The organism is Helicobacter equorum, assembly GCF_900198655.1.
GTDB classification, from domain to species: Bacteria; Campylobacterota; Campylobacteria; order Campylobacterales; family Helicobacteraceae; genus Helicobacter_F; species Helicobacter_F equorum.
The window spans coordinates 1-1,216 of record NZ_FZPO01000078.1; the positions used below are offsets into that span (position 1 = coordinate 1).

The window sequence follows — 1,216 nt, forward strand, 5'->3', positions numbered from 1 at the left end:
GGCGTGTATAATATCACCGCTAGATTTAGTAATCTTCCACCTTATTATGGTCCATTAGCCTTTGCCACAGATTATCCAAACACATATGATAGATCACTAAAACGCACAGGTAGTGGGATTTGGATTCATGGTTTGCCATTAGATGGTAATAGAGAGGAACTAAATACAAAAGGATGTATCGCTATTGATAATGAGATTTTGAAAAAATATGATAGTTTAGTGGATCATAAAGATACGATTGTTATTATTTCTGAAGGAGATTTGCACACAATGGGTGCCACACAAGCTGCACAGATTCTTGCTGGGCTTTATCAATGGAAAGAAATGTGGCAAAAGGGTGATTTGGCAGGATATTTGGATTTTTATGATACGCAAAACTTTATCCGACAAGATGGTATGCGATATAAGGCGTTTGCTGAATACAAAAGTCGTGTATTTGCCAAAAATGAAGAAAAACAAATTGAACTTAGCGCAATTGACATTATGCCGTTTCCAAATGGAGAGGGCAGAGAAATGTATCGTGTGAATTTTCGACAAGATTATAAAGCCTCACTTAATGGCAGGGTAAGTTTTAGCTCAAATCATCGTAAGGATCTTTATGTGTGGTTAGATAATGGTAAAATGAAGATTCTTAGCGAAAAATAATAAGAATATATTTTGTCTGTGTTGCGTAGGTTGGCTTTTTTGTGTGATGGTATATTATGTATTGCTAATACATTAATCTTGTGATGGAAATTCGGACTACCCTACAGAATCTAGCACAACACCACAATTAATGTGGAATATGTTGGCGTAAAATTAGGGAGATAAAGTAGAAATTGGCATAACATTTGCTTATTTTTGCGTGTAGAAAATCCACATACAAGGAAGGTACATGGAAGCTCTAAAGGACACATCAATAGTATATCCACTCGTATATAAGGCGTTGGATTATCGTTCATTGCGTCAAGATTTGATTTCTTCAAACATCGCCAATGTCGATACGCCATTGTATCGTCCCAAGGATATTAGCTTTGAGCAATATTTAGCTAGGGAAAGCAATAAGGTTTTCAAAAAGCATGTAGATCGTGAATTACCTATGCTTAAAACTTCGCCATTGCATATGGATGGTAAGCGTAGCGATCTTGATAGAGCAGATATGTTTATACGCGATGGACATTTGGCTCGTAACGATGGTAATAGCGTAGATCTAGATGTAGAAACAAGTGAAATGGGT

General features: G+C 36.4%; 2 protein-coding genes. Both read left to right on the forward strand.

What is annotated here, in order from left to right:
* The coding region (locus C6H22_RS08410) for a L,D-transpeptidase Cds6 family protein (protein ID WP_104694814.1) at window positions 1-645 on the forward strand (645 nt) is incomplete at its 5' end.
* Window positions 646-874: 229 nt separating this feature from the next.
* Window positions 875-1,216: flagellar basal body rod protein FlgB (flgB, locus tag C6H22_RS08415; RefSeq protein WP_104694815.1), on the forward strand; the 342-nt coding region annotated here is incomplete at its 3' end.